Source organism: Rhodococcus sp. NPDC059179, assembly GCF_042754885.1.
GTDB lineage: Bacteria > Actinomycetota > Actinomycetes > Mycobacteriales > Mycobacteriaceae > Rhodococcus_G.
Map to the genome: position 1 here is coordinate 45037 of NZ_JBHZBV010000011.1, position 12130 is coordinate 57166.

General features: G+C 67.5%; 14 protein-coding genes. 10 read left to right on the plus strand and 4 right to left on the minus strand.

Annotated features, from left to right (window positions below; all coding sequences use genetic code 11):
- Positions 1–11: 11 nt before the first annotated feature.
- The gene (locus ACFXMV_RS18545; protein WP_378503443.1) at positions 12–1544 is read right to left on the minus strand and encodes a cellulase family glycosylhydrolase; all 1533 of its coding nucleotides are present in this window, start codon (positions 1542–1544) and stop codon (positions 12–14) included.
- Between the two features lie 154 nt (positions 1545–1698).
- Here ACFXMV_RS18545 and ACFXMV_RS18550 point away from each other — a divergent pair, with 154 nt between their 5' ends.
- The 4 genes from ACFXMV_RS18550 to ACFXMV_RS18565 all read left to right on the plus strand — a co-directional run bounded on the left by ACFXMV_RS18550 (position 1699) and on the right by ACFXMV_RS18565 (position 4131).
- Complete coding sequence (locus ACFXMV_RS18550; protein WP_378499570.1) at positions 1699–2739, plus strand: NAD(P)-dependent alcohol dehydrogenase; 1041 nt, start codon at positions 1699–1701, stop codon at positions 2737–2739.
- Positions 2740–2895: 156 nt separating this feature from the next.
- A complete protein-coding gene (locus ACFXMV_RS18555) occupies positions 2896–3462 on the plus strand; it encodes a type 1 glutamine amidotransferase domain-containing protein (RefSeq protein WP_378499571.1) in 567 nt (188 codons plus the stop codon).
- A 71-nt stretch (positions 3463–3533) separates the two neighbouring features.
- Positions 3534–3872: a hypothetical protein gene (locus ACFXMV_RS18560; RefSeq protein WP_378499572.1), complete on the plus strand. Its 339-nt coding sequence runs from the start codon at positions 3534–3536 to the stop codon at positions 3870–3872.
- 37 nt (positions 3873–3909) lie between these two features.
- On the plus strand, positions 3910–4131 hold the full coding sequence (locus ACFXMV_RS18565; RefSeq protein ID WP_378499573.1) for a hypothetical protein: 222 nt from the start codon (positions 3910–3912) through the stop codon (positions 4129–4131).
- A gap of 23 nt (positions 4132–4154) precedes the next feature.
- On the opposite strand, the gene ACFXMV_RS18570 is transcribed toward ACFXMV_RS18565, so the two are convergent.
- Entirely contained in the window at positions 4155–5024 is an 870-nt protein-coding gene (locus tag ACFXMV_RS18570) for a polyphosphate kinase 2 family protein (RefSeq protein ID WP_378499574.1), read from the minus strand.
- A 133-nt stretch (positions 5025–5157) separates the two neighbouring features.
- Between ACFXMV_RS18570 and ACFXMV_RS18575 the strand changes: the two genes are divergently transcribed.
- From ACFXMV_RS18575 to ACFXMV_RS18585, 3 genes are all read left to right on the plus strand, one after another.
- On the plus strand, positions 5158–6741 hold the full coding sequence (locus ACFXMV_RS18575) for a flavin-containing monooxygenase (RefSeq protein WP_378499575.1): 1584 nt from the start codon (positions 5158–5160) through the stop codon (positions 6739–6741).
- 207 nt (positions 6742–6948) lie between these two features.
- A complete protein-coding gene (locus ACFXMV_RS18580) occupies positions 6949–7650 on the plus strand; it encodes a TetR/AcrR family transcriptional regulator (protein ID WP_378499576.1) in 702 nt (233 codons plus the stop codon).
- Positions 7647–8270: a TetR/AcrR family transcriptional regulator gene (locus ACFXMV_RS18585; RefSeq protein ID WP_378499577.1), complete on the plus strand. Its 624-nt coding sequence runs from the start codon at positions 7647–7649 to the stop codon at positions 8268–8270. Before ACFXMV_RS18580 ends, ACFXMV_RS18585 begins: the two co-directional genes overlap by 4 nt.
- Positions 8271–8286: 16 nt before the next feature.
- On the opposite strand, the gene ACFXMV_RS18590 is transcribed toward ACFXMV_RS18585, so the two are convergent.
- Both ACFXMV_RS18590 and ACFXMV_RS18595 read right to left on the minus strand, forming a co-directional pair.
- Positions 8287–8637 carry a DUF4873 domain-containing protein gene (locus ACFXMV_RS18590; RefSeq protein WP_378499578.1) on the minus strand — a complete coding sequence of 117 codons (351 nt, stop codon included), beginning with the start codon at positions 8635–8637 and terminating at the stop codon, positions 8287–8289.
- A gap of 40 nt (positions 8638–8677) precedes the next feature.
- Entirely contained in the window at positions 8678–9442 is a 765-nt protein-coding gene (locus ACFXMV_RS18595) for a TetR/AcrR family transcriptional regulator (protein ID WP_378499579.1), read from the minus strand.
- Positions 9443–9542: 100 nt separating this feature from the next.
- Between ACFXMV_RS18595 and ACFXMV_RS18600 the strand changes: the two genes are divergently transcribed.
- From ACFXMV_RS18600 to ACFXMV_RS18610, 3 genes are all read left to right on the plus strand, one after another.
- Positions 9543–10814, plus strand: coding sequence for a DUF445 domain-containing protein (locus ACFXMV_RS18600; RefSeq protein WP_378499582.1), 1272 nt, complete (start codon positions 9543–9545; stop codon positions 10812–10814).
- Between the two features lie 80 nt (positions 10815–10894).
- Positions 10895–11323, plus strand: coding sequence for a helix-turn-helix domain-containing protein (locus ACFXMV_RS18605; protein WP_378499580.1), 429 nt, complete (start codon positions 10895–10897; stop codon positions 11321–11323).
- A complete protein-coding gene (locus ACFXMV_RS18610) occupies positions 11320–12114 on the plus strand; it encodes a heparin-binding hemagglutinin (RefSeq protein ID WP_378499581.1) in 795 nt (264 codons plus the stop codon). The genes ACFXMV_RS18605 and ACFXMV_RS18610 overlap by 4 nt, the downstream gene beginning before the upstream one ends.
- The last annotated feature ends 16 nt before the right edge of the window (positions 12115–12130 follow it).

Here is a 12130-nt window from a genome sequence, read left to right on the forward strand (position 1 = left end):
TGTCGGCCCGGTCAGGAGCCGCTGCTACCAGCGCCCTCGACAGCGCCTGCCGAACCGCTGGAACCGGACTCAGCGGACCCGGTTCCACCCGGCAGGTCGTTGCCGGTGGAGTCGGGGCGATGGATACGGACGGTGACGGGCGCCGAGTCGTCGGCCTCGACAGTCACCGTGCGGGCACCGGGCGCGGACGTCACCCGCCCACCCTGTACCTCGGTGACGTAGCCGCCGGGGTAGTGCAGGTCGGAGACGTAGATCTCGGTCGGCCGGGCGGAGGCCTTGGGGGAGTAGCTGTACTCGAAATCGCCGCCATCGGGATTGAACCGCAACTTCTTCGGGATTCCGGCGGTCGCCTGCGGGTAGGTGCGCACCAGTTGACGTCCGAGGTCCCCGAGGAACGGGTCGCGCCCGCCACTGGGCCCGAAGATGCTGCTGTAGTGCCAGTAATGCCATCCGATGAAGCGTTCGTCGGCGCGCGCGAGGGTGTTGGCGATCACGGTGGGATCACCGTCACCGAATTCGGTCACCACGGTCGGGATATCGGCGCGGTTCATGAACGAATCGATGTTGCGCCACGTGTTGTCGTGCTGTGCGGAGCACAGCCCCCGAAACTCCTTCGGCAGGTTGAGGTAGATCGCCAGTTGGCTCGGGATGCAGTAGTCGTGCGGGGCGAAGACGATGTTCTGGTCGCCCAGTGCGGGAGTCTTCGGCGGGTTGGCCATGTTCGAGGGCATCAACTGGTTCCACGTCACGTTGGGCTCCCAGAACACCGGGACCGTCGGATTCGCCCCGCGGACATGATCGGTCAGCTTCTGCATCGCCGCCTGGTACTTCCGGTCGAACTCCGGGCAGCCGTTCGGGAAGCAGGTCAGGAACGGCGATCCGGGCCACGGCTCGTTCATCAGCTCGATGCCCAGCACCCCCGGCTTGCCGTTCACCTTCGCGGCGAGCGCGCCGAGGGCGGTGCCGAGGTGGTCGAGCGCGCCGTGGGTGTTGTTCCAGACCTCGTCCCAACCGAGGTTCATGGTCGGCATCAGGTAGTTCATCGGGAACCCGGGGTTCGGCTCGCCGGGAAAGGGTCGGGCCTCGATGGACCAGGCGGGAAATCCGTTGCCGCCCCATATGTTCGAGAGCCCGTCCTGATGGTTGTCGAGCAGGACGTGGATGCCCCTGGCTGCGAGCATGTCGACCGTGCCCGCGATTCGCTCGAGGTACGCGTCGTCGATCCGGCCGCGTTCGGGCATCAGCCCGTCAAACGAGACTCCGAGTCGAACGGTGTTGAACCCGTGTTGGGTGAGCAGGTCTGCGTCCTGGTCGGTGATCGTGAGCCCGTCGCCCGGATTGAGGTACGGGGCATCCTTGTCGACGTTGTTGACGCCGTGCAGCAGGACGGTGCGCCCAAATCCGTCGACCAGCGAGCGGCCCTCCGTGTGAACCTGGCTCGCCGGTGGTCGCTCGACTTCGTCGGCGGTGGCGATCGCGGGCGCCGAGGAGACCAGGGTTCCGAATATTGCGGTGGCGAAGCCGATCGCCAGCAGTCGGTGCATGTATTTCCTCCGTAGATTCGTACAGCAATTTGGACAGTTGTCCAACAGGGTGATCGTAGGGAGACGTCCCGGGCTGCGGGCGGTTTCGGTGAAGGGGACTCCGGTCCCGGCGACGGCATTGCGCGACACCGGGGATGCCGATAGACATGTAGCCATGCTCACTGTTTCTGCTTACGCCGCATCCAGTGCCGATGGACCGCTCGAGAAGGTCAGCATCGAGCGCCGAGACCTGGGCCCGCTCGACGTGCTCATCGAGATCAAGTACGCGGGCATCTGCCATTCCGACATCCACACCGCACGCAACGAGTGGGGCGGCACCCAATATCCGGTGGTGCCTGGCCACGAGATCGCCGGCATCGTCACCGCGGTCGGCTCCGACGTCGCCCGGCATCGGGTCGGGGACCGCGTCGGCGTCGGCTGCTTCGTCGACTCGTGTGGCACCTGCGTCGCCTGCGTCTCGAATGACGAACAGTACTGCACCAAACGTGTTGTGCAGACCTATAATTCGCGTGTCGGCGACGGTGAGTACACGATGGGCGGGTATTCCACCCACATCGTGGTCACCGAGCGCTTCGTGCTCAGCATCCCCGAGGGTCTCGAACTGGACGTCGCAGCTCCGCTGCTCTGCGCGGGCATCACGCTGTATTCGCCGCTGCGGCACTGGGGAGCGGGCCCGGGCACGCAGGTGGCGATCATCGGCATGGGCGGGCTCGGACACGTCGGGGTGAAGATCGCGGCCGCGCTCGGCGCGGAGGTGACGGTACTGAGTCAGACGCTGAGCAAGCGGGACGACGGCTTGCGCTTCGGAGCGCACCACTACTACGCGACGAGCGACCCGGCGACCCTCAAGGCGCTGCGCTCGAGGTTCGACCTGATCCTCAACACCGTCTCGGTGAACCTCGACATCGACCTGTACATGTCGACGCTCGCGATAGGCGGTGCGCTGGTGGAGCTCGGCCTGCCCGAGAAGCCGATCCGGGTCAGCGGATTCTCGCTCGCGGCGAACCGGCGCAGCCTGGCCGGATCGATGGTCGGTGGCATCGCGCAGACCCAGGAAATGCTGAACTTCTGCGCCCAACACGGGATCGGCGCGGAGATCGAGGTGATCTCCGCTGACGGCATCAACGAGGCCTACGACCGGGTGGTGCGCAGCGACGTGCGTTACCGCTTCGTCATCGACGCAGCGACCTTCTGACCGCCCCTGCCACGGTCGCGGCCGACCCTGGCAGTGCCACCCGGCGAGGTCCATACTCGGAGCAAGCCCGGGTGTGCTCGCGGCGCCCGACCTTCAGTAGCCGCGAGCGAGGCCGCCCAGGGAGCTGCGGGTACGAGCGCGGAGGAGTCTGGGCACATGACAGGGCAACTCAAGGGTCATCGGGTGGCGATCCTGGCAACGGACGGCGTCGAGCAGGACGAGCTGATCGAGCCGCAGCGTGCGGTCGAGGCGGCGGGCGCCACGGTGGCGCTGCTCTCCCTCGAACCCGGTGAGATCCGGGCATGCCGCGGGGATGTGCAGCCCGCCGACAGGTTCCCGGTCGACCTGGTGGTGTCGCGGGCGAACGTCGACGACTTCGACGGCCTGATCCTGCCGGGCGGAACGATGAACCCGGATCGGCTACGGGTCGACGACCATGCTGTCGCGTTCGTGCGGCATTTCGTGCACGTCGGGAAGCCGGTCGGCGCGATCGGCCACGGCCCGTGGATGCTGCTCGAGGCGGACGTGGTCGATGGCCGGACGCTGACCAGCTGGCCGAGCCTGCGCACCGACATCATCAACGCGGGCGGCATCCACGTGAACGAGAAGGTCGTGGTGGACCGGAACCTGATCACCAGCCGCGGGCCCGCGGACCTGCACTGGTTCTGTGCGGCGCTCGTCGGCAAGCTCACCCAGCATCCGGAGGCGGTCGGCCAGTTCTGACCTTGTCGCGGTCGGTTCGGCGGGCGTAGCGTCGAACACAACGAACGATCCTCGATACGAGGAGGAGTGACATGATCCAGAATCTGTTCGCCGACATGAGGCTGAATATGTTCTCCGACCAGCTGCGACAGTTCCCCGGGCAGGTGCGTCGGTTCCCCGAGAAGCTGAGTCTGTTCTCCGAGTGGGTCGGTTACGCCCTCGGGCTCGTTGCCCTGCTCACCTTCGCCCTGACCGTGGTCGCGGCCGCGTCGGGCTTCACCGGCTGGGCGATCGTGGCGGGCCTCGTCTGCGTTGCGTGCCTGCTGATCGGTTCGAGCATCGTTAGCAGCGCCGTGCGGCACGACCACAAGGTGCACCAGCACACCCCCCGGTTCCCGCTGCCCGGCGGCGAGCGCTGGCCCGTGCGGTGACGACAGCAGGGATGCCGCCGGCCGAGAGGAGTCAGCGATGAGCCTGAACATCTTTGCCGGGTGGGTCGGCTTCGGCTGCGTCCTGCTCACCGCACTCACCCTTGGGATGTTCCTGGTGGCGGCCGGGTCCGGACACCCCGGTTGGGCCATCGTCGCCGGGTCGGCACTGGTATTGGTGATCACGACGGCCGCCGTGGTCGTCGGCGGCACCGTCCACCACGACCACAAGCTGGGCCGCGAGACGCCGCACTTCCCCTAGGGTCGAGCCCTTCGTGCCGGCGCTCAGGACTCGGCGAGCCGGGCCTTCTCCACGTCGATGTCGAAATCTGCGGGCGGCCAACTCAAGTCGAGCTCCTCGAGTGCGTCGATGAGCAGTTCGGTGACGGCCAGCCTGCTGTACCACTTGCGGTCGCAGGGCACCACGTACCACGGCGCGTGCTCGGTGGAGGTCCGGTCGAGCATGGCCTGGTACGCCTTCTGGTAGTCCGGCCAGAAGCCGCGCTCGGTGACGTCGCCCGGGTTGTACTTCCAGTACTTGTCGGGCCGCTCGAGCCGCTCCGCGAGCCGGGACTTCTGCTCCTCCAGCGAGACGAACATCGCCACCTTGATGATCTTCGTGCCGGACTCGACCAGTTCCTGCTCGAACGCGTTGATCTCGTCGTAGCGCGGCTCCCACACGTCCGGTGGGACCAGGTCGTGCACCCGCACCACCAGCACGTCCTCGTAGTGGGACCGGTCGAAGACGCCGATCTGGCCCCCACGCGGCAGGGCCTTGCGGATGCGCCATAGGTAGTGGTGCCGCTTTTCCTCCGCGGTCGGGACCCCGAAGGCCGCGTGGTCGACACCCTGCGGGTCGACGTGGCCGATCACGTGCCGGAGCATTCCGCCCTTGCCCGCGGTGTCCATGCCCTGCAATACCAGGAGGATCGAGCGGGTCTCGCCGGACCGCCCGTTCGCGTACAGCAACTCCTGCAGGGCGGACAGGCGCGAGCCGCGTTCCTCGAGCAGTTGCTCGCCGATCGCCTTGTTGCCGACGAAGCCCGGGGTGCCGTCGGTGTCGATGTCGGCAACCCTGGTGTCCGGCGTCGCCCGCAGGGCCTCGGCCGCCGGGATCGTCCAGGTGCCGTTCGATTCCTCTGAATGCTTGGCCATGTCGTGACTGTAGTCATGGCGCAGCGGAATTCGCGCTGCTCCGACTGCTGCGTTTCGGCCGCGCGAGGCGATGGTGAGTGCCGTCACATCGAGTTACTATCACCGTAGGTATCGGATAGTTGAGGACGGGCACGTGACCAGTGACGTCGACGCAAGCCGCGCCGTCGAGTCGGCGCGGACGGTGCACCGGACCGATGTGCTCATCATCGGCACCGGCTTCTCAGGCATGGGCATGGCGATCCAGCTCCTCAAGGCCGGTCGCCCGGACTTCATCGTCCTCGAGAAGGCCGGCGAGGTCGGCGGCACCTGGCGGGAGAACACCTACCCCGGCTGTGCCTGCGACGTGCCGTCGCACATGTACTCGTTTTCCTTCGAGCCGAACCCGGGCTGGTCCAAGGTGTGGTCCGGACAGCCGGAGATCCTCGAATATCTGTTGGGTCTGGCCGACAAGTACGACCTGCGCCGCAAGACGCACTTCGGCCGCACCACCAACGGCGGGTACTGGGACGAGGCCGAGAACCGCTGGCACATCGTCACCGAGGAGGGCGACGAGTACGTCGCGCGCTACCTGGTCTCGGGGGTCGGCGCGCTGCACATCCCGAATGTCCCCGCACTGCCCGGGATCGAGTCATTCGGGGGCGTCGCGTTCCACTCCGCCCGGTGGGATCACGACTACGACCTGACCGGCAAGCGAGTCGCGGTGATCGGCACCGGCGCCAGCGCCATCCAGTTCGTGCCGGAGATCGTGGACCAGGTCGCCGAGTTGCAGCTCTACCAGCGCACCCCGGCCTGGGTGATACCCCGCACGAATTTCTCGATCGGCGAGCGCATGCGCCGGGTGTTCGACCGGGTGCCGCCGGTCAGGAGGGCCTTCCGAGGCGGCATCTACTGGGCGTCGGAAGCGCTGGCGCTCGGCCTCAACGGGCACTCCAACCTGATGGGCCCGCTGGAGAAGATCGCGAAGAAGAACATCGCACGCAGCATCTCCGACCCGGTGCTGCGGCGGAAGCTGACCCCCGACTACCGGATCGGCTGCAAGCGAATCCTCGGGTCCAACGACTACTACCCGGCGCTTGCCAAGCCCAACGTGGAGATCATCACCGACGGCATCGAGCGGGTCACCGAGTCGGCGGTGGTGGCCGCGGACGGCGCCGTGCGCGAGGTGGACGCGATCATCTACGGGACCGGATTCCATGTGACCGACGGGTTCGACAGCGTGAACGTCGCGGGAATCGGCGGCCGGGAGCTGGTGCCGTACTGGAACGAACACGGCATCCAGACCCACCTGGGCATCACCGCCGCCGGCTACCCGAACGCCTTCTTCCTGCTCGGGCCCAACACCGGGCTCGGACACAACTCGGTGGTGTTCATGATCGAGCAGCAGATCCGCTATGCGCTCGCGGCCATGAAACTGGTCGACGACAACGGAGCGGAGGCGATCGCGGTGCGCCAGGAGGCGCAGGACCGATTCAATGCGGACATCCAGGCCAAGCTGTCCAAGGGTGTGTGGACCAACGGCGGCTGCGTCAGCTGGTATCTCGACGCCAAGGGGGTCAATCGCACCATCTGGCCGGGGTTCACCTGGCAATACTGGTGGCGCACCCGCAGGCTCGACCCCTCCGACTTCGAGCTGCTCGGGAGCAGGTCGGGGGCCGTTGCCGGGCGCCGCGCCGCGACCGACGAACCGGCGGTGGAGGTCATCGAGACCGCCGGTTGAACCCGGGAAGTTGGTAATATCCTGATCATGGATCGGTAACTGGCCGGTCCTTGAATGCGTCCGCCGCCGCGGGCGCATTGTCGTGAGTTGCCGAGCCCGCGTCACCGTCGCATGGCCGCGACGGCCGGTGACATTGTCGCCTGGCCGCGGCGGCCGGTGACATTGTCGCCTGGCCGCGGCGGCTCCGTGACGCCGAAGGAGCCAGGTTTGTCGTCGACGCACACCGATGTGGCGCCGCCCGTCGTGCTCGCGGAGGCCCCCGTTCGCCGTGGGCGGCCGCCGCAGCCAGGGTTGTCCGAGGCCAGGCGCGACCAGATCCTCTCCTCCGCGATCGAGGAGTTCGCCGAGCGTGGCTACGAGGCGACCACGGCGGCGCAACTGGCCAAGCGTGCGGGCGTGGGACTCGGCACCATGTATCGGTATTTCGACAGCAAGCGCGAGATCCTCGACCACGTCATGGACCGCTGCCTGCGGGAACTGATCGACGTCGTCGACGCGCCCGCGCTGCTGGAGCCGCTGGAGACGCTGGAGTCCCTGATCGCCCGGATTCGGTCCCTCGCCGACGCGCTGTTCGGATTGGTCGAGGACTCCCCGAACGTGCTGAAGTTGCTGATGGTCGAGGCCAGCGCCATCGAGGATGAGTTCGGCCGCCGGGTCATGCGCGGCGAGCAGGTGCTCGCCGGACTCGTCGCGGAGGTGCTCGACCTGGGGATCCTCGGCGGCTTGCTGCGCAAGGACCTCGACACGAACGCGGTCGGGCATTCGATCATCGCCCTGACCTGGCCCGGACTGCTGCGCGGACTGCGCGTTGGCCAGGGCGCCGCGGACCGGGCCCGGTACACCGACACGATCGTCGCCCTGGTGTCGTTCGGCCTGCGACGTCCGGTTGCGGACGGACCCGCGACGTGAGCGAAGGCGTCGCCGACCGAACCGAGGGCGGGCGCAGCGCCGAGCGGCGCCGCGAGCTGATCCAGGCGGCCGCGCAGGTGTTCGTCGCGGACGGCTACGCGCACTGCGGGGTCGCCGACATCGTGGCGGCACTCGGCGTCGGTCACGGCACGTTCTACAACTACTTCACCAGCAAGCGCGATGTGTTGGATGCGGTCGTGGACCGCGGATTCGAACTGATTCGGGAGCGGATCGTCGAGGACGCGCTCGGACGCTCCGCGGACCTCGACGAGTTCTTCGACCGGTATCGGCTCATCGTCGATCGCCTGCACGAACTGGTGCGGCAGGAACCGGAACTGATCCGATTTGTGGTGTTCGAGGCGCCGTCCATCGATCCGGTCCTGATCGATCGGCTACTCGGGGTGTTCGGACAGTTCGGTGACGTCGCCGTCGGGTTCCTCGCCGATGGGGCGCGGAGCGGAGCCCTGCACGGCGCCGTCGACCTCGAGGTGGCAGGCGAGGCGATGGGCTCGATCCTGCTCGCCTCGGCCGTGTTCCCGCTGCACGGCACGGACACGGCGGAGGACCTGGCGGCGCCGCTCGTCGACTTCCTGCGTTCGGGTCTCGGGGTCGGGACCTGACGGGAAACCGGCCCGGTCAGAGCAGGCCTTCGGTGTCCTCCATCGCGGAGAACGGCCGGCCCGACAAGCCCTCGATCATGTGGCTGCCCCACAGGTCGATCGCGGACACCTTCGCGATGCCCGAGCCCTCCGGGGTCTCGATCTCCAGTTCGGCGCCCGGCGCGGCCGTCACGCCGTCGGGCAGCGACTCCGCCAGTCGGCGGACCCGTCCCTGCCACAGGTAGCGGCCACTGATCGGCTCGAAATGGCCGACGAGTTGGACATCGAGCGTGAGGGTGGGGTGCTCTCCCACGGTGACCAGCGCCTTGCCGGAGTAACCGTCCGGCTCGTCGTGGTCCTCGGTGGGCTCGGTCTCGAAGTCACTCACCCCGCCAGAATACCTGTTACTTTCGGTTACACAAGACTGCTCAGAGGCCGTCTGGGTCGTCTCCTCGCAGCAGCGGGTGCGAGGAGGTGTTGAACCGGGCCGGGGAGCCGGCTACCTCCGCGATCCCGGTGATGCCGCCCCAGGTCATCATCGTCAGGTAGTCGATGAGATTCTCCGCGGTCATCGACTTGTTCGAGATCCACCAGTGAGTGGCGAGCTGCACGGCGCCGACGATCCCGTAGGCCCACGGCAACGACCCGCCGGAATCCATCTCCATCTGGCGCAGCCGCTCACCGAGGACGGTGGAGAGCAGCTCGGCGATCATCCGCTCCGATTCGGCGACGACGTCGCGGTTGCCGCCCGCGCTGTTCGCCATCACGTAGAGGTAGACCTCCGGATCCTCGGCGACGGTCTCGACGTACGCGGTGATGGCCACCCGGACCAGCTCGTACTCGTCCATGTCGCCGCCGATGGCCGCGTACATGCGCGGCGCGAGCACCGTCTCCACGTACCGCATCATGGTGGCGCTGGTGAGGTCGTTCTTGTCGTTGAAGTACCGGTACAGGACGGTCTTCGAGACGCCGATCTCGGACGCGATCTCGTCCATGCCGATCTCGCGTCCGCGCACCCGGATGGCCGCGATGGTGCCGTCGACCAGCTCCTCGCGGCGCGCGATCTTGTGTTCGCGCCACCGGCGTTTGCGACCGTCCGGCTTCTCGGTCTTCGCCGCCTCGGTCTTGTCGGGTTGGGTCGCGGCCTCGGTCTGGTCGGGATCCTGTGCTGTTGGCACTGAGTTCTTGGGCACTGGGTTCGCCACATCCGTTCGATTGATCTCCTGCACAGTTTAGGCGGGGGCCCGGGCGGGAGCCGACGATTGCCCCGGCGTGGCCGCGACATTCGGCACAATGGGCCTGGTGCAGTTGCTCACCGTCGATGACGCCGCCAAGAAGCGTGACCTCCGCAGGATGAAGGCCCTCGCCACGGGGTTCCTCGTCCTGGCCACCGTGGTGTACCTGGTGGCCCGCTGGCAGGAGACCAGGGGCGCGCCTGCATGGGTCGGCTACGTGCGGGCCGCGTCCGAGGCGGGCATGGTCGGTGCGCTGGCGGACTGGTTCGCCGTGACGGCGCTGTTCCGGCATCCGCTCGGGCTGCCGATCCCGCACACCGCGATCATCAAGAAGAAGAAGGACCAGCTCGGCTCGAACCTGAGCAGCTTCGTCGGGCAGAACTTCCTCGCGCCTGACGTGGTGTCGCAGAAGGTGGAGGCCGCGCAGATCCCGCTGCGTGTCGGCACCTGGTTGGCGCAGCCGGCGCACGCGAGCAGGGTGGCGGCCGAGACGGCGACGATCCTGCGCGGGTTCGTCTCCGTGCTCCGGGACGAGGACGTGCAGCAGATCATCGACAGCACCATCGTCCGCAGGCTCGCCGAACCGGCCTGGGGTCCGCCGATCGGCAAGGTGCTCGCGGAGCTGCTCAAGGAGAACCGTCAGCTGCCGCTGCTGGACCTGCTCGCGGAGCGCGCGCACCAGTGGGCGCTTGGCAGCCAGGAGACGATCGACCGGATCATCGACAGGGACAGCCCCGCCTGGACGCCGAAGTTCGTGGACGCGCTGCTCGGCGAGAAGATCTACAAGGAGCTGGTGGAGTTCACCTGGAAGGTGCGCTCGAATCCGGAGCACGAGGTGCGGCTGGCGGCGAACCGGTTCCTCGTCGACTTCGCGAACGACCTGCAGAACGACCCGGCGACCATGGCCAAGGCCGAGAAGGTCAAGGCCGAGATCATGGGCCGCAAGGAGGTCACCGGCGCCGCCGAGGCCGCATGGAAGGTGGCCAAGCGGATGATCCTCGAGTCGGTCGACGACCCGAACAGCACGCTGCGGGCCAAGACCCGCGACACCGTGATCCGCTTGGGGGAGCGGCTGCGCGACGACGACGAACTGCGCACCAAGGTCGACGGCTGGCTCGACAGCGGGGTGCGGTACGTCGCCGCCAACTACACCGAGGAGATCACCGGGGTCATCACCGACACGGTGGCGCGCTGGGACGCGGAGGAGGCCAGCCGCAAGATCGAGCTGCAGGTCGGCCGGGACCTGCAGTTCATCCGGATCAACGGCACCGTGGTCGGTGCGCTCGCCGGGCTGACGATCCACACGGTCTCGCAACTGCTGTTCACCTGACCGCAACTCAGTGCTAACTGTGGTGCTTGCAATAGTTAGCACTCTCCCGTACCGTGGGATGCACCCACCAGGTAGGGAGCATGATGTCCGACGAAACACCCACCGGCGCAGGTGATGTGGCCGCGCGGGTGGTCAGCTCCGCGGCGCAGGACATCGGCAGCTTCATCAAGTCGCAGCGAGAGGCCGCTCAGGTTTCGTTGCGGCAGCTCTCGCAGCTCGCAGGCGTCAGCAACCCCTACCTGAGTCAGATCGAGCGTGGGTTGCGCAAGCCCTCGGCAGAGGTGCTCGGGCAGATCGCGAAGGGACTCCGCGTATCCGCGGAGGTGTTGTACATGCGGGCTGGATTTCTCGAAGATCGCCCAGCCAGTCCGGTGCGGGATGCCCTGCTCTCCGATGCCTCCGTCACGGAGCGGCAGAAGCAGGTCCTCCTTGAAATCTACGAATCGTTTCGACGCGAGAACAACCCGCGTCTCGATACCCAGCCCGACGAACAGGAGAACGAAGAATGACTGATCTCAAAGGTCTCGACAGCGTGAAGACCCCGTTGTACGCCGCCGTCGGCGCGGGCGATGTCGTCGTCCAGGCCGTCGCCGACGTTGTCGCCCAGGTGCGCAGCCGCGCCACCGCAACCGGTGACGACGCCCTCACGGTCGACGCCGCCCGTGAGCGCTTCGAGAAGCTGACCGGCGACCTCACCGAGGGCGTGCAGGACCTGCGCGAGAAGCTGGCCGGCCTGCCGTCCGAGCTGCCCGAGGAGCTTGCCGAGCTGCGCGAGAAGTTCACCGCCGAGGAGCTGCGCAAGGTCGCCGAGGCATACCTGAAGGTCGCCTCCGACATCTACAGCTCGCTCGCCGAGCGCGGCGAGGAGACCGTCGAGCGGCTGCGCAAGCAGTCCGCGGTCGAAGAGGGCATCGAGCGGGCCGAGTCGGTCCTTGGCGAGGCCGCGACCCTGACCGAGGAGGCGCTCGGCACCGTCGCCCGCCAGACTCGGGCCGTCGGCGAGCAGGCCGCCAAGTTTGCGGGCCGTGCCGCGGAGCGCATCAGCGATGTCGCCGACGAGGTCAGCGACGCCGTGACCGAGGCGGGCGAGAGCGTCGCCAGCCGCTTCGTCGGTGCGGGTGAGAAGGCGGAGTCCACCACCAAGACCGCCGCCGCGAAGGTCGACACCGCCGCCGCGAAGGCACCGGTCAAGAAGGCTCCGGCCAAGAAGGCGCCTGCCAAGCCCGCCGCCGCGAAGCCCGCCGCCACCGCGGCCAAGGCTCCCGCCAAGAAGGCTCCGGCCAAGAAGGCAACCAGCTGACGTTTCGCACAGCTGA

What these genes read in the sequence shown, in the direction of transcription:
- ACFXMV_RS18545 (WP_378503443.1), bottom strand. Translation starts at nt 1,544, where the DNA reads ATGCACCGACTGCTGGCGATCGGCTTCGCCACCGCAATATTCGGAACC.
- ACFXMV_RS18550 (WP_378499570.1), top strand. Translation starts at nt 1,699, where the DNA reads ATGCTCACTGTTTCTGCTTACGCCGCATCCAGTGCCGATGGACCGCTC.
- ACFXMV_RS18555 (WP_378499571.1), top strand. Translation starts at nt 2,896, where the DNA reads ATGACAGGGCAACTCAAGGGTCATCGGGTGGCGATCCTGGCAACGGAC.
- ACFXMV_RS18560 (WP_378499572.1), top strand. Translation starts at nt 3,534, where the DNA reads ATGATCCAGAATCTGTTCGCCGACATGAGGCTGAATATGTTCTCCGAC.
- ACFXMV_RS18565 (WP_378499573.1), top strand. Translation starts at nt 3,910, where the DNA reads ATGAGCCTGAACATCTTTGCCGGGTGGGTCGGCTTCGGCTGCGTCCTG.
- ACFXMV_RS18570 (WP_378499574.1), bottom strand. Translation starts at nt 5,024, where the DNA reads ATGGCCAAGCATTCAGAGGAATCGAACGGCACCTGGACGATCCCGGCG.
- ACFXMV_RS18600 (WP_378499582.1), top strand. Translation starts at nt 9,543, where the DNA reads ATGGGCCTGGTGCAGTTGCTCACCGTCGATGACGCCGCCAAGAAGCGT.
- ACFXMV_RS18605 (WP_378499580.1), top strand. Translation starts at nt 10,895, where the DNA reads ATGATGTCCGACGAAACACCCACCGGCGCAGGTGATGTGGCCGCGCGG.
- ACFXMV_RS18610 (WP_378499581.1), top strand. Translation starts at nt 11,320, where the DNA reads ATGACTGATCTCAAAGGTCTCGACAGCGTGAAGACCCCGTTGTACGCC.